Origin of the sequence: Pseudomonas sp. NPDC096925, from assembly GCF_044762545.1 — a bacterium.
Lineage (GTDB): Bacteria > Pseudomonadota > Gammaproteobacteria > Pseudomonadales > Pseudomonadaceae > Aquipseudomonas.
The window spans coordinates 128,680-146,271 of record NZ_JBIWEM010000010.1 but is presented as its reverse complement, the minus strand read 5'-3'; the positions used below and the strand labels follow the sequence as shown (position 1 = coordinate 146,271).

19 protein-coding genes are annotated in these 17,592 nt (G+C 64.5%); 14 read left to right on the top strand and 5 right to left on the bottom strand.

Annotated features, from left to right (window positions below):
* Window positions 1-33: 33 nt before the first annotated feature.
* The 3 genes from ACIQYU_RS23820 to ACIQYU_RS23810 form a co-directional block, all read right to left on the bottom strand.
* Window positions 34-1,389: a DUF3426 domain-containing protein gene (locus tag ACIQYU_RS23820; protein ID WP_207828908.1), complete on the bottom strand. Its 1,356-nt coding sequence runs from the start codon at window positions 1,387-1,389 to the stop codon at window positions 34-36.
* 42 nt (window positions 1,390-1,431) lie between these two features.
* Window positions 1,432-2,310 carry a 50S ribosomal protein L11 methyltransferase gene (gene prmA / locus ACIQYU_RS23815; protein ID WP_207828910.1) on the bottom strand — a complete coding sequence of 293 codons (879 nt, stop codon included), beginning with the start codon at window positions 2,308-2,310 and terminating at the stop codon, window positions 1,432-1,434.
* Window positions 2,311-2,493: 183 nt separating this feature from the next.
* On the bottom strand, window positions 2,494-2,949 hold the full coding sequence (locus tag ACIQYU_RS23810) for a MaoC family dehydratase (RefSeq protein ID WP_233687354.1): 456 nt from the start codon (window positions 2,947-2,949) through the stop codon (window positions 2,494-2,496).
* A gap of 143 nt (window positions 2,950-3,092) precedes the next feature.
* On the opposite strand from ACIQYU_RS23810, the gene ACIQYU_RS23805 reads away from it, so the two are divergent.
* Genes ACIQYU_RS23805 through ACIQYU_RS23795 form a run of 3 tightly spaced genes read left to right on the top strand, consistent with a single transcriptional unit; the run spans window position 3,093 to window position 4,768 of the window.
* Window positions 3,093-3,455: a CidA/LrgA family protein gene (locus ACIQYU_RS23805; protein ID WP_233687355.1), complete on the top strand. Its 363-nt coding sequence runs from the start codon at window positions 3,093-3,095 to the stop codon at window positions 3,453-3,455.
* Window positions 3,452-4,168: an LrgB family protein gene (locus ACIQYU_RS23800; RefSeq protein WP_207828925.1), complete on the top strand. Its 717-nt coding sequence runs from the start codon at window positions 3,452-3,454 to the stop codon at window positions 4,166-4,168. The genes ACIQYU_RS23805 and ACIQYU_RS23800 overlap by 4 nt, the downstream gene beginning before the upstream one ends.
* Window positions 4,169-4,177: 9 nt before the next feature.
* The gene (locus tag ACIQYU_RS23795; RefSeq protein ID WP_207828938.1) at window positions 4,178-4,768 is read left to right on the top strand and encodes an LON peptidase substrate-binding domain-containing protein; all 591 of its coding nucleotides are present in this window, start codon (window positions 4,178-4,180) and stop codon (window positions 4,766-4,768) included.
* A 126-nt stretch (window positions 4,769-4,894) separates the two neighbouring features.
* Here ACIQYU_RS23795 and ACIQYU_RS23790 read toward each other — a convergent pair whose 3' ends face one another.
* Window positions 4,895-6,211 (bottom strand): bifunctional DedA family/phosphatase PAP2 family protein, encoded by a 1,317-nt coding sequence (locus ACIQYU_RS23790; RefSeq protein ID WP_402802449.1) that lies wholly within the window; start codon window positions 6,209-6,211, stop codon window positions 4,895-4,897.
* A 3-nt stretch (window positions 6,212-6,214) separates the two neighbouring features.
* Entirely contained in the window at window positions 6,215-6,883 is a 669-nt protein-coding gene (locus tag ACIQYU_RS23785) for a DNA-3-methyladenine glycosylase (protein WP_087499517.1), read from the bottom strand.
* Between the two features lie 331 nt (window positions 6,884-7,214).
* On the opposite strand from ACIQYU_RS23785, the gene ACIQYU_RS23780 reads away from it, so the two are divergent.
* The 11 genes from ACIQYU_RS23780 (at window position 7,215) to lipB (ending at window position 17,592) form a co-directional block, all read left to right on the top strand.
* On the top strand, window positions 7,215-8,486 hold the full coding sequence (locus ACIQYU_RS23780; protein ID WP_025340770.1) for a glutamate-5-semialdehyde dehydrogenase: 1,272 nt from the start codon (window positions 7,215-7,217) through the stop codon (window positions 8,484-8,486).
* Window position 8,487: 1 nt separating this feature from the next.
* The gene (gene nadD, locus ACIQYU_RS23775) at window positions 8,488-9,147 is read left to right on the top strand and encodes a nicotinate-nucleotide adenylyltransferase (protein WP_207828943.1); all 660 of its coding nucleotides are present in this window, start codon (window positions 8,488-8,490) and stop codon (window positions 9,145-9,147) included.
* Between the two features lie 43 nt (window positions 9,148-9,190).
* Window positions 9,191-9,610, top strand: a complete 420-nt coding sequence (gene rsfS, locus ACIQYU_RS23770; RefSeq protein WP_013974359.1) for a ribosome silencing factor — start codon at window positions 9,191-9,193, stop codon at window positions 9,608-9,610.
* A gap of 10 nt (window positions 9,611-9,620) precedes the next feature.
* On the top strand, window positions 9,621-10,088 hold the full coding sequence (gene rlmH / locus ACIQYU_RS23765; protein ID WP_003249722.1) for a 23S rRNA (pseudouridine(1915)-N(3))-methyltransferase RlmH: 468 nt from the start codon (window positions 9,621-9,623) through the stop codon (window positions 10,086-10,088).
* Window positions 10,089-10,104: 16 nt separating this feature from the next.
* Window positions 10,105-11,994 (top strand): penicillin-binding protein 2, encoded by a 1,890-nt coding sequence (gene mrdA, locus ACIQYU_RS23760; RefSeq protein ID WP_207828953.1) that lies wholly within the window; start codon window positions 10,105-10,107, stop codon window positions 11,992-11,994.
* Window positions 11,995-12,032: 38 nt separating this feature from the next.
* Window positions 12,033-13,136, top strand: coding sequence for a rod shape-determining protein RodA (gene rodA / locus ACIQYU_RS23755; RefSeq protein ID WP_015271941.1), 1,104 nt, complete (start codon window positions 12,033-12,035; stop codon window positions 13,134-13,136).
* Window positions 13,137-13,153: 17 nt separating this feature from the next.
* Window positions 13,154-14,164, top strand: coding sequence for a lytic murein transglycosylase B (gene mltB / locus ACIQYU_RS23750; protein ID WP_233687357.1), 1,011 nt, complete (start codon window positions 13,154-13,156; stop codon window positions 14,162-14,164).
* The gene (locus ACIQYU_RS23745) at window positions 14,164-15,165 is read left to right on the top strand and encodes a septal ring lytic transglycosylase RlpA family protein (protein ID WP_343585300.1); all 1,002 of its coding nucleotides are present in this window, start codon (window positions 14,164-14,166) and stop codon (window positions 15,163-15,165) included. Before mltB ends, ACIQYU_RS23745 begins: the two co-directional genes overlap by 1 nt.
* A 270-nt stretch (window positions 15,166-15,435) precedes the next feature.
* Window positions 15,436-16,596: a D-alanyl-D-alanine carboxypeptidase family protein gene (locus ACIQYU_RS23740; RefSeq protein ID WP_085625759.1), complete on the top strand. Its 1,161-nt coding sequence runs from the start codon at window positions 15,436-15,438 to the stop codon at window positions 16,594-16,596.
* A gap of 73 nt (window positions 16,597-16,669) precedes the next feature.
* Complete coding sequence (locus ACIQYU_RS23735) at window positions 16,670-16,945, top strand: DUF493 domain-containing protein (RefSeq protein WP_003249736.1); 276 nt, start codon at window positions 16,670-16,672, stop codon at window positions 16,943-16,945.
* Window positions 16,945-17,592: a lipoyl(octanoyl) transferase LipB gene (gene lipB / locus ACIQYU_RS23730; RefSeq protein ID WP_013974352.1), complete on the top strand. Its 648-nt coding sequence runs from the start codon at window positions 16,945-16,947 to the stop codon at window positions 17,590-17,592. Before ACIQYU_RS23735 ends, lipB begins: the two co-directional genes overlap by 1 nt.

The following is a 17,592-nucleotide window of genomic DNA, read 5'->3' as shown; positions in this document are numbered from 1 at the left end:
GCCTTGCGCGGCCCGCTCCCACAGGGTTGGTGGTTATTCCGGCGAACGGAAGCTCAGGCTGTAATTCACGGCCTTCGGCCCCGGGTCGAGGATGTCCAGGGCGATATGGATCGGGGTCTGGCTGGGCATCTCGCCACGCCCGGCCAGTTCACCCGACAGGTACTCGCTGGGCTTGAAGCGACGGCTGGCGATCAGTTGGCCATTGAGGTCGGCAAAGCGCAGCTCCAGCAGCGGGAACGGCTGGGCGAACGGTGCGCGGTTGTAGATGATCGCATCGACGATCAGCGCGCCCTTGAAGTCCGGATGGCTGCGTACCACCAGGTTGCTGCTCTTGATTCGGGCGATATCGACGCGGGTCGGCACCTCGCAACCGACCAACGGGCAGATTTGCTGGAAGAGCGGCCGGTACTGGTCCTGGCGGGCCATTTCGTCGAAGTGGAACCATACGTACTGGAATGCCAGCAGCCCAGCAGCGAGCAGGGTCAGGAAGCCCCACAGCAGGCGCTTGCCCCAGTTGGGCGCGGGCTTTTCCCAGTCCAGTTGCAGCGGGTCGTCGACCACATCGACCAGCGGCTCCTTGCGCGCCGGGCGCTCGGCTTTGCCGGCAAGGCCCGGCTCCAGGCGTTCGCCGGGCAGCGGCTCGACAGGGTCGTCATCGCGCGCCGACAGGTGCAGTTCCAGCGGCTCGTCATCGCGGGCGCTCAGGCCCTGCTCCGGAACGTTGTCATCACTGGCGCGCAGCGGCTCGTTGAATTCAGGGTGGTCATCGATTTCGGCGGCACGGCGTACCGGTGGCTCGTCATCGATGTCCAGGTCCAGGTTGCCGCCCAAGGTCGGCTCGGTGCGCTCGCCGGGGGTGGGCTCCAGGTCCAGCTCCAGCTCCTGCAGCAGCACGGGCTCGGGCTCGGCTGCCTTCTGTGCCTCGAAAGGCTCGTCGGTGGCCGTGCCGAACAAGTCATCGACATGCTCGTCCGGCTGCAACTCGTCGCGCCGTGCCTGCAGCCCGTCATCCTGGTTGGCCGGGCGTGCCGGGGCCGTTTGGCTGCGACGCTCCAGGCGCTCCAGCTCCTTGTCGAGGTCAAGGGCGTCCAGCGCCTGGGTCGTGAGCGCCCAGTCCTCGTCAGGGTTGAAGCTGCGCTCGCTGCTGGCAGGCTCAGGGGCGGCTGCTGGCTCGACCACCGGTTCGTCAGGTTCCGCAGGTACCGGTGCTGGCACCACAGGTGTGCCGGCCGCCCCGGGACGGCTCTGTTCCAGCAACTGCCTGGCGGCGTTGAACACCTGCAGGCAGTGGCCGCAGCGCACCACACCACGGGCCACGCTCAATTGGTGGTGGGTGACGCGAAAGCTGGTCTGGCAATGCGGGCACTGGGTGACGAAACTGTCGGTCATGCGGCGATCCGGGAGCTGTGCAGAGACATATTCTAGGCCCGCTTAACGGCGGCGACCACTGATGCGTACCCAGCCGTCGCGCACGACGATCGGGTCCAGCTCGAAGTCGGCGGCATAGGCCGCGGCCACTTCCTCACCCTGCTCGGCGAGGATGCCCGACAGTGCCAGCAAGCCCCCTGGGCGGACCAGGCCGGACAGTTGCGGTGCCAGCGACACCAGCGGGCCGGCGAGGATGTTGGCGACCAGCACATCGGCCTGCATGGCCGGCATGTGCTCGGGCAGGTACAGCGCCAGCTTCTCGTCGGCGATGCCGTTGCGCTGGGCGTTGTCGCGCGAAGCCTCGATGGCCTGCACATCGATGTCGGTACCGACCGCCTCACGGGCGCCCAGCAGCAGCGCGGCAATGGCCAGAATGCCCGAGCCGCAGCCGAAGTCCAGCACCTGGGTGCCTTCGAGCTGCTGGCCGTCGAGCCATTCCAGGCACAGGGCGGTGGTGGGGTGGGTGCCAGTGCCGAACGCCAGGCCCGGGTCGAGCAGCAGGTTTACCGCGTCCTGTTCCGGGGCCTCGTGCCAGCTGGGCACGATCCACAGGCGGCGGCCGAAGCGCATCGGCTGGAAGTTGTCCATCCAGCTGCGTTCCCAGTCCTGGTCCTCGATCACCTCGGCCTGGTGTTCGGGCAGCTCGGCGCCGGTCAGCAGGCGCAGGTGGGAGAACACCTGCTCGGGCACGGCATCGGCCTCGAACAGGGCCAGCAGGTGGGTGTGCGACCACAGCGGAGTGGTGTTGAGGTCTGGTTCGAAGATCGGTTGATCCTCGGCGTCCATGAACGTGACCGAGACGGCACCCACTTCCAGCAGGGCATCTTCGTAGGTTTCGGCTTGTTCCGGGCTGATGGCCAGGCGTACTTGCAGCCAGGGCATGGCGGGCACCTTTGGTAAATCGACAGGGGCAGCCCTAGGCTGCGCGAAGGCTGGCAGTTTACGCGAGTGCGGTGGGTTTGTAGAGGACGCCGGAACACCGTACCGGCTTCTTCGCGGGCACGCCCGCTCCCACAGGTATTTACGCGTACTCTGTGGGAGCGGGCGTGCCCGCGAATGGCTCAATCAGACAAAGCAGAGGGAAAGCGACTCGGCTATGTACGCAGGCTTCTCTTCACCGTCGATCTCCAGCGTGGCAATCGCCTTGAGCAGCCATTGCCCCGGCCTTTTCTCCGTCACCTCGGCCAGGTCCACCTTCAGCCGCACCTGGCTGTCGACCTTGACCGGCTGGATGAATCGCACGCTGTCCAGCCCGTAGTTCACCACCATCTTCAGCCCCTCCGGCAGGATCAGGATGTCCTCGATCAGCTTGGGGATCAGTGACAACGTCAGGAAACCGTGGGCGATCGTGCTGCCAAACGGGGTTTTCGCCGCCTTCTCCGGGTCGACGTGGATGAACTGGAAATCGCCCGTGGCTTCGGCGAACAGGTTGATGCGCTGCTGGTCGATCTTCAGCCAGGCCGAGCGGCCCAGTTCCTTACCAACGTACTGCGAAAGCTCTGTAACCGGTACATAGGGCATCGCGGACTCTCCAGGTTTTCAGTTGGTACGAAAGTGCAAGATCAGCATGGAGAGCCGTTTCAGTCAAGTTGCCAGCTTTTCGACGAATATCGGTATATCGCGGCACGTGCTTATAATGGCGGCCATGCCCAAGGGAGATGCTTATGCTGCTGCGTGGTTTGACTTGGCTGGTGCTGTTCCAGCTGCTGGGGACGGCAATCAATCACCTGTTGGTGCCGTTTCTGCCGGGGCCGATCATTGGCCTGTTGCTGCTGTTGTCCTTCCTCATGGCCCGTGGTGAGGTCGGCAAGCCGCTGAACGAGGCCGCCAGCAGCCTGCTGCGTTACCTGCCGTTATTGCTGGTGCCGCCGGCGGTGGGGGTGATGGTGTATGCCAAGGACATTGCTGCCGACTTCTGGGCCATTGCCGGTGCCTTGCTGATCTCCTGCCTAGTGACCCTGGTGTTCGTCGGCGTGTTGATGCAAAAGCTCATCCACCGCCAAGGCCGGCGCGAGGAGCAGCCATGATGCTCGACTGGCAAGGCGCGCTGGATGCGGTCGTTCATCATCCCTTGTTCGGTATCGGCATCACGCTTGGGGCCTACCAGTTGGTGCTGGCGGCCTACGAGAAGACCCGCTGGATCTTCCTGCAGCCGGTACTGGTATCGATGTTGCTGGTGATCGGCGTGTTGCTGGTGTGTGGCATTGACTACAGCGAGTACCGCAAGAGCACCGGAATCATGAACATCCTGCTAGGGCCTGCCACCGTGGCCCTGGCCGTGCCGCTCTACCTCAACCTGCGGCGTATCCGGCAGCTGTTCTGGCCCACATTTACTACGCTGGTAGTCGGAGGCCTGTTCGCCACGCTGTTCTGCCTGTTGCTGGGCTGGTGGTTCGGTGCCGAGCACATGATCCTGATGACCATGGCGCCGAAGTCGGTGACCTCGCCGATCGCCATGCTGGTGGCCGAGCAGATTGGTGGCGTGGCGGCCCTGGCGGCGGTGTTCGTGCTGATTACCGGGGTGATCGGGGCAATCTTCGGCCCGGCGCTGCTGAGCCGCTTTGGCGTGCATAGCCCCGAGGCGCGCGGCATGTCGCTGGGCGTGACGGCGCACGCGGTGGGCACTTCAGTGGCCCTGCAGGAAAGTGACGAATGCGGCGCCTTTGCCGCGCTGGCGATGAGCCTGATGGGGGTGGCCACGGCGGTGTTCCTGCCGCTGGCGGTCAGCCTGGTGGCTTGAGGACTTGTGATGACGCTACCGCTGTTTCCCCTCAATACCGTGCTGTTTCCTGGTTGTTTCCTCGATTTGCAGATTTTCGAGGCGCGCTACCTGGACATGATCGGGCGCTGCATGAAGCGGGGCGAAGGTTTTGGTGTGGTGTGCATCCTGGAAGGCGAGCAGGTTGGCAAGGCACCGCCGGTGGTCGCCTCGATCGGCTGCGAGGCGGTGATCCGCGATTTCGTGCAGCAGGATAACGGCTTGCTGGGTATCCGCGTGGAAGGTGTGCGGCGCTTCAACCTGGAAAGCACCGAGGTGCAAAAGGACCAGCTGCTGGTAGGGCAGGTGCAGTGGTTGCCGGAGCAGGCGGACAGCCCGCTGCTCGAGGCGGACGAAGACCTGCTGGCGTTGCTGGTGGCCCTGGGCGAGCACCCCATGGTCGAAGCGCTGGACATGCCGCGCCCGGTGGATGGGCGCCAGGCGTTGTCCAATCAGTTGGCGTACCTGCTGCCGTTCATGGAAGAGGACAAGCTGGATTTGCTGAGCCTCGACTCGCCGCAGGAGCGGTTGGGGGAAATACAGAAGCTGCTGGAGCGGATTCAGGGCGAGCTGTTTGCCTGAAGTGCTGCGTTGCCTATACCGGCCTCTTCGCGGGTGAACCCGCTCCCACAGGTACTGCATCGGGCTTGAGAGCGACGCTATCTCTGTGGGACGGGTTTACCCGCGAAGAGGCCGGTACAGGCGACATCAATATTGATACCGCAGCAAAGCCTGCGGCAACGCATGCAGGGCAAAGAACGTCAGCAACGCGACACACGCAGGCAACACCAGCCACCACACCCGCAGCGGCAAGGCCGGCAGAGTCTGATGACGCTGCACCAGTGTCAGGCTGAGCGCGCACACACAGCACGCCAGCAAAGCCCCGGCGAGGATGTCGGTCGGCCAGTGCGCCCCCAGGTACACCCGTGACAGGGCAATCGCCAGTGCCGGAATGCAACCCAGCATCACCCAGGTCAGGCGCATCCGCGGCGGCTGCCCGCGTCCGGCCAGCACCGCCATTACCAGGAAGAACGCAAATGACGCCGAACTGTGCCCGCTCGGCATGCTGTAACTGGTCAACGGGTCGCTCAGCACTTCCGGCCGGGCCCGGGCAAACAGCCATTTCAGCGTACCGTTGGCAAGCGCCGTCCCCATCAGTGCGCCCGCAGCGAACATGGCATGTCGCCATTGCCGGGCAAGCAGCAGCAGGCCCGTCAGCAGGCCGCCGAGGAACAGCTGGGTGCGGAAATCGCCCAGCCGGGTCACCAGCACCACAGCACCATCGATGGCCTGGCTGCGGTGCTCCTGCACCAGAGTCATCACGCCCTGGTCGAATTCGTGCAGGTAGGGCCAGCCGAGGAAGACTCCGGCCAGGGCGACGCCAGCCATGCCGGCAATCAGTCGGGTGCCGTGGCGTTGATCGCGGAGGCTGGTGTTCAGGCTCAGCCCGATGATGACCGCCAGGGTGCCGGCGATGATCCCGGCATCCAGCCAGAAGCCTTCCGGCAAGGGCAGGCGCATGGCCGCGCCGGTAGCCCAGCCGGGCAGCAGGTAGGCCACCGCCCAGCCGGCACCGGCCACCAGGCTGACGGCGATGAAGCGTGGCAGCGGCATGTCGAACATGCCGGCGACCATCGGCAGCATCGGCCGCAGCGGCCCGATGAAGCGCCCTACCAGCAGGCTGGCGATGCCATAGCGCTGGAAATAGGCCTCAGCGCTGCCGATCCATTCCGGATGATGACGTAGCAGCGGCAGGCGGCGGATGTTCTGGTGGAAGTGCTTGCCCACCGTGTACGACAAGGCATCGCCCACCAGGCCACCGAGAAAGCCCAGCAGCAGTGTTTCGCCCAGGCTGAAGGCGCCGCTGCCGGCCAGTACCGCGACGGCGAACAGCAGCACGGTGCCTGGCACGATAATGCCGGCAATGGCCAGGCATTCGATGCAGGCCACCAGGAAAATCGCCAGGCCAAGCCACTGCGGGTTGGCGCTGAGCCAGCCGGTCAGGCTGTCGAGCCATTGGCCCATGGTTCAGCTTCCTTGTTCGAGAATGAAGAAGTCGCGGCCTTCGACTTGGCCGCGGCGTAACGGGTTCCGCGTGCAGAAGCGGGCGTATTCGGCATCGACGAAACGGTAGGGCAGGTGCTCGTCGCGGCCATGCGGGATGCCCAGGCGGGCGGCCTGAATCACCCGTGGCACGGCGTTGCCGCAATCCTCCACGTACAGGCGCTCGGCATCGAAACGCTGGGCATCCCAGTGCGGCACCTTCAGGCCCAGGGCCCGGCACAGCAAGGTCTGGCCGGCGCACAGGCGCTCGGCCGGGCGGAGGTTGCCGCTGGCATCGGGGTTGTTCAGCTGCATCTGCGCCAGGCTGTCCGGCCCCGAGCGGGCGTCCTGCCAAGGATAGGCGGACTTGATCAGCACCGCGTTGCCCGGCCCGTGGGCGCTGAAGTTCAGCGAGTCGCCGCCGCGTGCGTAGTACATATAGATGTGCCCGCCATCGAGGAACAGCGCCTTGCGTTTTTCGGTGTAGCCGAGCGAGGCGTGGCTGCCTTTGTCGGTGAGGTAGTAGGCCTCGGTCTCGATGATGCGCGCGGCCAGCCACAGGTCGCCGTGGCGATGGCGAATGACCTTGCCCAGCAGGGCCTTGGCCAGGGTCTGGGCGTCGCGGTCGAAAAAGCTGTCGGGCAGGGCTGGCATGCGGGGCGGTTCGTGGCTGGGAAGGCGGGGATGATAGCAATGAATGGCTTAATCGAGGCTGAATCGAGTGTGAGTGTTGCAGTGCCGGCCTCTTCGCGGGTAAACCCGCTCCCACGGGAATTCTGGAGGTCTCAGGCCTTGTGCAATCCCTGTGGGAGCGGGTTTACCCGCGAAAGGGCCATAACAGGAGATAGAAATTTCGATAACCCCGGTTACATCTTTCCTGCGCAATGCCCCCAGCCATTTTCTACCATCCGCCACCCGCCGCTGGGCGTACACCTGCGCGGCAGTTATAATCAGCCGATTTCCCCTTCGCCAAGACACCGAACCCATGACTGAGTCCGTTCTTGACTATATGACCCGCCTGGGTCGCGCTGCCCGTGAAGCTTCCCGGGTGATCGGCCGTGCCAGCACCGCGCAGAAGAACCGCGCCCTGCAAGCCGCTGCCGACGCACTGGACGCCGCTCGTGCCGAGCTGACCGCCGCCAACGAGCTGGACCTGGCCGCCGGCCGTGCCAACGGCCTGGAGCCGGCGCTGCTCGACCGCCTGGCGCTGACCCCGGCGCGTATCGACGGCATGATCACCGGGCTGCGCCAGGTGGCCAGTCTGCCGGACCCGGTCGGTGCCATCCGCGACATGAGCTACCGCCCATCGGGTATCCAGGTCGGCAAGATGCGCACGCCGCTGGGGGTGATCGGGATCATCTACGAGTCGCGCCCGAACGTGACCATCGATGCCGCCAGCCTGTGCCTGAAGTCGGGTAACGCGACCATCCTGCGTGGTGGCTCCGAAGCCATCCACTCCAACCGCGCCATCGCCACCTGCATCCAGCGTGGCCTGGCCGCCGCCGGCCTGCCGGCAGCTGTGGTGCAGGTGGTCGAGACCACCGACCGCGAAGCCGTGGGCGCGCTGATCAGCATGCCGGAATTCGTCGACGTCATCGTGCCGCGCGGTGGCCGTGGCCTGATCGAACGCATCAGCCGCGATGCCCGCGTGCCGGTGATCAAGCACCTGGACGGTATCTGCCACGTCTACGTCAGCCAGCACGCCGACCTGGACAAGGCCTGGCGCGTGGCATTCAACGCCAAGACCTACCGCTATGGCATCTGTGGCGCCATGGAAACGCTGCTGGTCGACCAGCAGGTGGCCGAGCGCTTCCTGCCGGAAATGGCCCGCCGCTTCCAGGAGAAGGGCGTCGAGCTGCGTGGCTGCGAGCGCACCCGGGCCATCATCGACGCCAAGCCCGCCACCGAGGCCGACTGGCACACCGAGTACCTGGACGCGATCCTGTCGATCCGCGTGGTCGACGGGCTGGACCAGGCCATCGAGCACATCAACCACTATGGCTCGCACCATACCGACTCGATCATCAGCGAACACCAGGGTGAAGCCCGCCAGTTCATGGCCGAGGTCGACTCGGCGTCGGTCATGCTCAATACCCCCACCTGCTTCGCCGACGGCTTCGAGTACGGCCTGGGTGCGGAAATCGGCATTTCCACCGACAAGCTGCATGCCCGTGGCCCGGTCGGCCTGGAAGGCCTGACCTGCGAGAAGTACGTCGTGATCGGCGACGGCCAGCTGCGTGGCCAGGAGTCCTGCTGAGTTGAGCAAGGCACAGGCAGTCCGGCGCATCGGCATTCTAGGCGGCACCTTCGACCCCGTGCACATCGGCCACCTGCGCAGCGCGCTGGAAGTGGCCGAGTGCATGGGGCTGGACGAGCTGCGCCTGCTGCCCAATGCCCGGCCGCCGCACCGCGACACCCCGCAGGTGGCCGCGCAGGACCGCCTGGCCATGGTGCAAAATGCCGTGCAGGGTGTGCCGTGCCTGAGCGTGGATGCCCGTGAGCTGGCGCGCGACAAGCCGTCGTACACCATCGATACGCTGGAATCGATCCGCGCCGAACTGGCCGCCAACGACCAGCTGTTCCTGGTGCTGGGCTGGGATGCCTTCTGTGGTCTGCCCAGCTGGCACCGCTGGGACGAATTGCTGCAACACTGTCACATCCTGGTGCTGCAACGCCCGGATGCCGACGTAGAACCCCCTGACGAGCTGCGCAACCTGCTGGCTGCGCGCTCGGAGAGCGATCCCACCGCCATGTCCGGCCCGGCGGGAAACATTTCGTTCGTCTGGCAGACGCCGCTTGCGGTGTCGGCTACACAGATCCGACAGCTGCTGGCCAGCGGCAAATCGGTGAGGTTCCTGGTGCCGGACGCCGTACTGGCCTACATCGAGGCGCACGAACTGTATCGTGCGCCTAACTGACGGTGCCTCTGGCGCCTCATCCAACGAGTTGAACGAGTTTTATATGACCAAGCAGAAAATCCACGGCGAAGAACTGGTCGCCCTGACCAAGGCAGCGCTGGAAGACGTCAAGGCCCAGGACATCCAGGTCATCGACGTGCGCGAAAAGCACAGCCTGACCGACTACATGATCATTGCCACCGGTACCTCCAACCGCCAGATCAACGCGATGCTGGAGAAGGTCCGCGAAGCGGTCAAGGCCAAGGGTGCCCAGCCACTGGGTGAAGAAGGCAAGGGCGACAGCGACTGGGTGCTGCTGGACCTGAACGACGTCATCGTGCACATGATGACCGCCGCTGCCCGCCAGTTCTACGACCTGGAGCGCCTGTGGCAGGGTGCCGAGCAAAGCCGTGCCGCCGATGGCAAGCACCACAGCCCGGACCATGCCCACGAGTACTCCGACAAGCTCAAGGACCGGGAATAAGGAAAGCGCTGTGCGTCTGCGCCTGATCGCGGTCGGCTCGCGCATGCCGAAGTGGGTCGAGGAAGGCTGGCATGAATATGCCAAGCGCCTGCCCGCCGAACTGTCGCTAGAGCTGGTGGAAATCCCGCTGAATACCCGTGGCAAGAATGCCGACGTCGCCCGCCTGATTCGTCAGGAGGGCGAGGCCATGCTGAGCAAGGTTCAGCCAGGGGAACGCATCGTCACCCTCGAGGTCCATGGCAAGCCCTGGAGTACCGAGCAGCTGGCGACCGAGCTGGACCGCTGGCGCCTGGATGCGCGCACGGTGAATTTGATGGTGGGCGGCCCGGAAGGCCTGGCGCCTGAGGTCTGTGCGCGTGCCGAGCAACGCTGGTCGCTGTCGCCGCTGACCCTGCCGCACCCATTGGTAAGGATACTCATCGGCGAGCAGATCTACCGCGCCTGGACCGTGTTGTCCGGGCATCCTTACCATAAATGAGCCTGTAAGCAGTCCGATGTCGCAGCCGATCCGTCTCAAGGACCACGAGAAAGACGCCCGTCTGGTGCGCAACCGCGTCGTGGTCGGCGCAGTGGCGATCATGCTGCTTATTTGCGTGCTGATTGCGCGGCTGTACTACCTGCAGGTCATCCAGCACGAATATCACTCCACGCTGTCGGAGAACAACCGGGTGCATGTGCAGCCGATCCCGCCGACCCGCGGGCTGATCTTCGACCGCAACGGGGTGATCGTTGCCGACAACCGGCCCAGCTTCAGCCTGTCGATGACCCGCGAACGTGCGGGTAACTGGCAGGAAGTGCTGGATACCATCGTCGAAGTGCTGGAGCTGACACCCGACGACCGCGCCCTGTTCGAGAAGCGCATGCGCCAGGGCCGCCGGCCGTTCGAGCCGGTGCCGATCCTGTTCGAACTCAACGAAGAGCAGATCGCCCGCGTGGCGGTGAACCAGTTCCGCCTGCCGGGCGTGGAAGTGGTGGCCCAGCTGGTGCGCCATTACCCGCAGGGCGCGCACTTCGCCCATTCGGTGGGGTATGTAGGGCGGATCAACGAGAAAGAGCTGAAAACCCTCGACCCGGTGAACTACAGCGGCACCCACCACATCGGCAAGACCGGCATCGAACGCTTCTACGAAGCCGACCTGCATGGCCAGGTGGGTTACGAGGAAGTCGAGACCAATGCCCGCGGCCGTGTGCTGCGGGTGCTCAAGCGCACCGACCCGAAACCGGGCAAGGACATCGTACTGAGCCTGGACATCAAGCTGCAGGAGGCCGCCGAGGCCGCCCTGGGTGGCCGGCGTGGTGCGGTGGTGGCGCTCGACCCGCGTACCGGCGAGGTGCTGGCGATGGTCAGCCAGCCCAGCTTCGACCCCAACCTGTTCGTCACCGGCATTGGCTTCAAGGCCTATGCCGAACTGCGCGATTCGATCGACCGGCCGCTGTTCAACCGCGTGTTGCGTGGCCTGTACCCGCCAGGCTCGACCATCAAGCCGGCGGTGGCCATCGCCGGCCTGGACAGCGGCGTGGTAAATGCTGGCAGCCGGGTGTTCGACCCGGGCTACTATCAGTTGCCCAACTACGACCACAAATACCGTAACTGGAACCGCTCGGGCGATGGCTGGGTCGACCTGGACACCGCGATCATGCGCTCCAACGACACCTACTTCTACGACCTTGCGCACAAGATGGGCATCGATCGGCTGTCCAGCTACATGAACAAGTTCGGTATCGGCCAGCGGGTTGCCCTCGACATGTTCGAGGAGTCCGCCGGGCTGATGCCGTCGCGCGAATGGAAGCGTGCCACCCGCCGCCAGGCCTGGTTCCCCGGCGAAACCCTGATCCTCGGTATCGGCCAGGGCTACATGCAGGCCACGCCGCTGCAACTGGCCCAGGCCACTGCCTTGATCGCCAACAAGGGCGTGTGGAACCGCCCGCACCTGGCCAAGACCATCGAAGGCCAGCCGCCGGTGGACGACAACCCCATGGAAAACATCGTGCTGCGTGACAAGTCCGACTGGGCCAAGGTCACTCATGGCATGGAGCAGGTGATGCACAACGCCCGCGGTACCGCACGCAAGGCGGCCATTGGCTCGCAGTACCGCATTGCCGGCAAGAGCGGTACCGCCCAGGTGGTGGCGATCAAGCAGGGCGAGAAGTACGACCGCAACAAGCTCCAGGAGCGTCATCGCGACCACGCCCTGTTCGTCGCCTTCGCCCCGGCCGAAGCCCCGAGGATCGTGGTTTCGGTGATGGTCGAGAACGGCGAGTCCGGCTCGGGCGTCGCCGCCCCGGTGGTGCGTCAGGTGATGGACGCCTGGCTGCTCGACGAAAACGGCCGGCTCAAGCCCGAGTTCGCGCCTGCCACCGTTACCCAGGAATCAGCCCTGTGATGAACAATTTCGATCGCATGCTCTCCAGCGAGGATGTGATGCGTCGGCGCGCCAGCTTTCTGCAGCGCATCCATGTCGACGGCCCTTTGCTGATCATTCTGCTGACCCTCGCGGCCGGCAGCCTGTTCGTTCTTTATTCGGCCAGTGGCAAGAACTGGGACCTGCTGCTCAAGCAGGCCACCTCGTTCGGCATCGGCCTGGTGTCGATGTTCATCATCGCCCAGCTGGAGCCACGTTTCATGGCCCGCTGGGTGCCGCTGGCCTACCTGGCCGGTGTGCTGTTGCTGGTGGTGGTGGACGTGATGGGCCACAACGCCATGGGCGCCACACGATGGATCAACATCCCCGGGGTGATCCGCTTCCAGCCCTCGGAATTCATGAAGATCATCATGCCGGCGACCATCGCCTGGTACCTGTCCAAGCGCACCTTGCCGCCGCATCTGAAGCACGTGGCGATCAGCCTGGTGCTGATCGGCGTGCCGTTCATCCTGATCGTGCGCCAGCCCGACCTGGGCACGGCGCTGCTGATCCTGGCCTCCGGGGCCTTCGTGCTGTTCATGGGCGGCCTGCGCTGGCGCTGGATCCTCAGCGTGCTGGCGGCTGCGGTGCCCGTGGCGGTGGCGATGTGGTTCTTTGTCATGCACGACTACCAGAAGCAGCGGGTACTGACCTTCCTCGACCCGGAAAGCGACCCGTTGGGCACTGGCTGGAACATCATCCAGTCGAAGGCGGCGATCGGCTCGGGCGGCGTGTTCGGCAAGGGCTGGCTGCTCGGCACCCAGTCGCACCTGGACTTCCTGCCGGAAAGCCACACCGACTTCATCATCGCCGTGCTCGGCGAGGAATTCGGCCTGGTCGGCATCTGCCTGCTGCTGATCGTCTACCTGCTGCTGATCGGCCGTGGCCTGATGATCACCGCCCAGGCGCAGACCCTGTTCGGCAAGCTGCTGGCGGGCAGCCTGACCATGACATTCTTTGTATACGTGTTCGTCAATATCGGTATGGTCAGTGGCCTTCTGCCCGTGGTGGGCGTGCCGCTGCCCTTCATCAGCTATGGCGGAACTTCGTTGGTGACGCTGCTGTCAGCGTTTGGCGTTCTGATGTCGATCCATACGCACCGCAAATGGATCGCGCAGGTTTGAATAAGGTGAAGAATTTCATGCAAGCAGTGCGTAACTGGGCTGCCCGTTGTGCGCCGTGGATCGGCGCGGTGGGCCTGTTCGGCGCTGTACAGCTGGCCCATGCCGGCGATTACCAGGGTTCGCCACAGGTGGCCCAGTTCGTTGGCGAAATGAGCCGCGACTATGGCTTTGCCCCTGAGCAACTGATGGGTGTGTTCGGTGAGGTGCAGCGCAAGCAGTCGATCCTCGACGCCATATCGCGCCCGGCCGAACGGGTGAAACCGTGGAAGGACTACCGGCCGATGTTCATTACCGACGCGCGCATCGCCCGCGGTGTGGACTTCTGGCGCCAGCACGAGGCGGTGCTGGCCCGTGCCGAGCAGGAATATGGCGTGCCGGCGCAATACATCGTTGCGATCATCGGCGTGGAAACCTTCTTTGGCCGCAACACCGGCAACTACCGGGTAATCGATGCGTTGTCGACTCTGGGCTTCGACTACCCGCCCCGGGCCGAATTTTTCCGCAAGGAGCTGCGCGAGTTCCTGCTGCTGGCCCGCGAGGAGCAGCTCGACCCGTTGACGCTCAAAGGCTCCTACGCCGGTGCCATGGGCCTGCCGCAGTTCATGCCTAGCAGCTTCCGCAACTTTGCGGTGGACTTCGACGGCGACGGCCACATCAATATCTGGAACAACCCGGACGATGCCATCGGCAGCGTGGCCAGCTACTTCAAGCGCCACGGCTGGGTGGCCGGCGAAGGCGTGGTCAGCCGCGCCTGGGTGGACGGTGGGCGCGTTGACGAAGGCCTGACTACCGGCATCGAGCCGGTAAAAACGGTAGGGGAGTTGCGTGCGCTCGGCTGGTCGGTCCATGATTCGCTGCGCGATGATCTGCCGGTTACCGCCTTCCGTCTCGAGGGCGACAATGGCCCCGAGTACTGGATGGGGCTGAAGAACTTCTACGCGATCACTCGCTACAACCGCAGCGTGATGTATGCCATGGCGGTGCATCAGCTTTCGGAACAGCTGGTTCAAGCACGGGGCGTCAAGTAATGCGCGCAATCATCTCTGGCAACACTTTCAAGCTGCTCACCTGTCTCGCTGTCGGCGTGGTGCTGGCCAGCTGTTCGTCCAGCCGCCCGCCCCAGCAAAGCGGTGGCAATGTGGTGCGCGCCCAGCCGGGCCTGGACATCAACCGGGCGCACAAGGACGGCGCGCCGTGGTGGGACGTGGATGTGAACAAGATCCCTGACGCCACGCCAACCGTGCACACCGGCAACTACAAGGCCAACCCGTACACGGTGCTGGGCAAGACCTACTACCCGATGCAGGACTCGCGCAACTACCGCGCCGAGGGCACCGCGTCGTGGTATGGCACCAAGTTCCACGGCCAGAACACCGCCAATGGCGAGCTGTACGACCTCTACGGCATGAGCGCGGCGCACAAGACTCTGCCGCTGCCGGCCTACGTGCGGGTGACCAACCTGGCCAATGGCCGCAGCGTGATCCTGCGGGTGAACGACCGTGGGCCGTTCTATTCCGACCGTATCATCGACCTGTCCTATGCCGCGGCGAAAAAACTCGGTTATGCCGAGATCGGCACCGCGCACGTTCGCGTCGAGGGTATCGACCCGCAGCAGTGGTGGGCCCAGCGCGGCCAGACACCACCAATGGTGCTGAAAGAGCCGCAGGTGGCCCAGACCCAGGTGATCCCGGCCAGTACCGGGCGCGTCGAGCAATGGACCCCGCCGCCCCAGCAGCATGCGGCGCCAGTGGTGCCGGTACAGGTGGCTGGCAACAACGTGCCGGCCGGCAGTGGCGGCAGCTTCCTGCAGGTGGGCGCCTTTGCCAACCCGGACGCCGCCGAACTGCTGCGGTCCAAGCTCAGCAGCATGGTCAGCGCGCCGGTGTTCATCAGCTCGATCGTGCGTAACCAGCAGACCCTGCACCGCGTGCGCCTGGGGCCGATCAGCAGCCAGGGCGAGATCCAGCAGGCGCAGGACAGCATTCGCCTGGCGAACCTGGGGCAGGCCAAGCTGGTCACAGCTGACTGACCGTGTTGCCTTCTTCGCGGGCGCGCCCGCTGCCATAGGGGTATGCGAAACCCTGTGGCAGCGGGCGTACCCGCGAAGAAGGCAACGCCAAACTGTCGGTTTTGTCATGAATTGCCGGGCGCGGCCATGTACAATATCGGCTTTTGCCCGCAGCGACATAAAGCCGCACGTTGCGAGCCTGGCCTACGGCCACAAAAACTAGACTGACTGGCGCTGGGCACATGATCTTGCCCAGGGAACATCAGACCATTAGCGATTTTCGAGAGACGGATGAACATCACCAACCTTGCCAAACGACTTTGCCTGCCCGTACTGCTGATGATCACGCCTGCCGCCTTCGCGGCTGAGCAGATGACGCCGGCACCACCGCAACTGGCAGCCAAGTCCTACGTACTCATGGACGCGTCCAGCGGCAACGTGCTGGTCGAGAACAACGGTGACGAGCGCCTGCCGCCGGCCAGCCTGACCAAGCTGATGACCGCCTATATCGCCACCCTGGACATCCGCCGCGGCCAGATCGGTGAAAACGACCCGGTTACCGTCAGCGAAAACGCCTGGCGTACCGGCGGTTCGCGGATGTTCATCAAGGTGGGCAGCCAGGTGACCGTCAGCGACCTGCTGCACGGCATCATCATCCAGTCCGGCAACGACGCCTCGGTCGCCCTGGCCGAGCACATCGCCGGCAGCGAAGACGCCTTCGCCGACATGATGAACAAGACCGCTGCCGACCTGGGCATGGCCAACAGCCACTTCATGAACCCGACCGGCCTGCCGCACCCGGATCATTACTCGTCGGCCCACGACATGGCTACCCTGGCCCGTGCGATCATCAACGTCGACCCGGCCCACTACGCCATCTACTCGCAGAAAGAGTTCTTCTGGAACAACATCAAGCAGCCAAACCGCAACCTGCTGCTGTGGCGTGACAAGACCGTCGACGGCCTGAAGACCGGCCACACCGACGAAGCCGGCTACTGCATGGTGGCTTCGGCCGTTCGCGATGGCCAGCGCCTGATCGCCGTGGTGTTCGGCACCAACAGCGAGCAGTCGCGTGCTGCCGAGACCCAGAAGCTGCTGACCTATGGCTTCCGCTTCTTCGAAACCCAGACCTTCTACCAGAAGGGCACCGAGCTGACCAAGTCGCCGGTCTGGAAGGGCGTCACCGGCGAAGTGAAGGCGGGCCTGGCCAACGACCTGACCCTGACTATGCCTAAAGGCCAATTGAAGCGCCTGCAAGCTTCGATGACCATGAACCCGCAGCTCACCGCGCCAATCGCCAAAGGTGACGTGATCGGCAAAGTGGAAGTCAAACTGGACGAGAAAGTGGTTCACAGCGCCGACCTGATCGCCCTCGATGGCGTCGAGGAAGGTGGTTTCTTCCGCCGTATGTGGGATAGCATCCGCCTATTCTTCTACGGGTTGTTCAACTGATACGTGACCTGCATGCCCCCGCGTATGCCGCGGGGGCGTTGTTGTTGCCACGGCTTACGAGGCCGTTTCCGCCATGAGCGAACCAGACGTCAAGTCGCACAAGATCGAATTCCCCTGCGACGATTACCCGATCAAGGTCATCGGTGACACCGTTGTCGGCTTCAAGGACACGGTGATCGAGATCCTCAGCAAGCACGCCAAGGTCGACCTTTCCACGCTGGCCGAGCGCCAGAGCAAGGAAGGCAAGTACACCACCGTGCAATTGCACATCGTTGCCGAAAGCGAGAACCAGTTGCACGATATCAACAGCGCCCTGCGCGCTACCGGCATCGTGAAAATGGTGCTCTGATGTCCGCCTGCCTCGGTTTTCGCGAGCTTGGCCTGCAGCCCTACGAACCGGTGCTGGAGGCCATGCGTCGCTTCACCGAGCAGCGCAGCCCGGACAGCCAGGATGAAGTCTGGCTGGTCGAGCACCCCGCGGTCTTCACCCAGGGCCAGGCCGGCAAGGCCGAGCACCTGCTGGTGCCGGGTGATATCCCGGTGGTGCAGACCGACCGCGGTGGCCAGGTAACCTACCATGGCCCCGGGCAGCTGGTGGCCTACCTGCTGCTGGATGTGCGCCGGCTGGGCTTTGGTGTGCGTGAGCTGGTCAGCCGTATCGAGCAGACCCTCATCGACCTGCTCGCCAGCTACGATGTCCAGGCAGCGGCCAAGCCCGATGCCCCGGGCGTCTATGTCGATGGAGCGAAAATCGCTTCCCTCGGCCTGCGAATCCGCAACGGCCGTTCGTTCCACGGCCTTGCCCTGAACGTGGACATGGACCTTGCGCCATTCCGCCGAATCAACCCCTGCGGCTATGCGGGGCTGGCGATGACCCAGCTGCGCGACCTGGCAGGTCCGATCGAACTCGACGAGGTCAGGACAAGGCTGCGCGGACAGCTGGTCAAGCACCTCGACTACGCTGAGCAGACGACCCTCACGGGCGGAATCGACTGA

What these genes read in the sequence shown, in the direction of transcription:
- ACIQYU_RS23820 (WP_207828908.1), bottom strand. Translation starts at nt 1,389, where the DNA reads ATGACCGACAGTTTCGTCACCCAGTGCCCGCATTGCCAGACCAGCTTT.
- prmA (WP_207828910.1), bottom strand. Translation starts at nt 2,310, where the DNA reads ATGCCCTGGCTGCAAGTACGCCTGGCCATCAGCCCGGAACAAGCCGAA.
- ACIQYU_RS23810 (WP_233687354.1), bottom strand. Translation starts at nt 2,949, where the DNA reads ATGCCCTATGTACCGGTTACAGAGCTTTCGCAGTACGTTGGTAAGGAA.
- ACIQYU_RS23805 (WP_233687355.1), top strand. Translation starts at nt 3,093, where the DNA reads ATGCTGCTGCGTGGTTTGACTTGGCTGGTGCTGTTCCAGCTGCTGGGG.
- ACIQYU_RS23800 (WP_207828925.1), top strand. Translation starts at nt 3,452, where the DNA reads ATGATGCTCGACTGGCAAGGCGCGCTGGATGCGGTCGTTCATCATCCC.
- ACIQYU_RS23795 (WP_207828938.1), top strand. Translation starts at nt 4,178, where the DNA reads ATGACGCTACCGCTGTTTCCCCTCAATACCGTGCTGTTTCCTGGTTGT.
- ACIQYU_RS23790 (WP_402802449.1), bottom strand. Translation starts at nt 6,211, where the DNA reads ATGGGCCAATGGCTCGACAGCCTGACCGGCTGGCTCAGCGCCAACCCG.
- ACIQYU_RS23785 (WP_087499517.1), bottom strand. Translation starts at nt 6,883, where the DNA reads ATGCCAGCCCTGCCCGACAGCTTTTTCGACCGCGACGCCCAGACCCTG.
- ACIQYU_RS23780 (WP_025340770.1), top strand. Translation starts at nt 7,215, where the DNA reads ATGACTGAGTCCGTTCTTGACTATATGACCCGCCTGGGTCGCGCTGCC.
- rsfS (WP_013974359.1), top strand. Translation starts at nt 9,191, where the DNA reads ATGACCAAGCAGAAAATCCACGGCGAAGAACTGGTCGCCCTGACCAAG.
- mrdA (WP_207828953.1), top strand. Translation starts at nt 10,105, where the DNA reads ATGTCGCAGCCGATCCGTCTCAAGGACCACGAGAAAGACGCCCGTCTG.
- rodA (WP_015271941.1), top strand. Translation starts at nt 12,033, where the DNA reads ATGCGTCGGCGCGCCAGCTTTCTGCAGCGCATCCATGTCGACGGCCCT.
- mltB (WP_233687357.1), top strand. Translation starts at nt 13,154, where the DNA reads ATGCAAGCAGTGCGTAACTGGGCTGCCCGTTGTGCGCCGTGGATCGGC.
- ACIQYU_RS23745 (WP_343585300.1), top strand. Translation starts at nt 14,164, where the DNA reads ATGCGCGCAATCATCTCTGGCAACACTTTCAAGCTGCTCACCTGTCTC.
- ACIQYU_RS23740 (WP_085625759.1), top strand. Translation starts at nt 15,436, where the DNA reads ATGAACATCACCAACCTTGCCAAACGACTTTGCCTGCCCGTACTGCTG.
- ACIQYU_RS23735 (WP_003249736.1), top strand. Translation starts at nt 16,670, where the DNA reads ATGAGCGAACCAGACGTCAAGTCGCACAAGATCGAATTCCCCTGCGAC.
- lipB (WP_013974352.1), top strand. Translation starts at nt 16,945, where the DNA reads ATGTCCGCCTGCCTCGGTTTTCGCGAGCTTGGCCTGCAGCCCTACGAA.